The sequence below is a fragment of the Streptococcus sp. HMSC062B01 genome (assembly GCF_001811085.1).
Taxonomy (GTDB): Bacteria; Bacillota; Bacilli; order Lactobacillales; family Streptococcaceae; genus Streptococcus; species Streptococcus gordonii.
Genome location: NZ_KZ672769.1, coordinates 1 through 261 on the forward strand (window position 1 = coordinate 1; position 261 = coordinate 261).

At 53.3% G+C, this 261-nt stretch carries 3 tRNA genes; all 3 read left to right on the top strand.

What is annotated here, in order from left to right:
- Position 1 precedes the first annotated feature (1 nt).
- The 3 genes from HMPREF2780_RS02225 (at position 2) to HMPREF2780_RS02235 (ending at position 260) form a co-directional block, all read left to right on the top strand.
- Positions 2–91, top strand: a tRNA-Ser gene (locus HMPREF2780_RS02225).
- Between the two features lie 19 nt (positions 92–110).
- Positions 111–184: transfer RNA gene (locus HMPREF2780_RS02230), tRNA-Met, on the top strand.
- Between the two features lie 3 nt (positions 185–187).
- Positions 188–260 (top strand) — tRNA-Phe (locus HMPREF2780_RS02235).
- Position 261: the final 1 nt, after the last annotated feature.

Sequence of the window (261 nt, forward strand, 5' to 3'; positions counted from 1 at the left end):
TGGAGGATTACCCAAGTCCGGCTGAAGGGAACGGTCTTGAAAACCGTCAGGCGTGTAAAAGCGTGCGTGGGTTCGAATCCCACATCCTCCTTTTAGTTGAATAATAGTATCGCGGGATGGAGCAGCTAGGTAGCTCGTCGGGCTCATAACCCGAAGGTCGTAGGTTCAAATCCTGCTCCCGCAATAAGGCTCGGTAGCTCAGTTGGTAGAGCAATGGATTGAAGCTCCATGTGTCGGCGGTTCGATTCCGTCTCGCGCCAT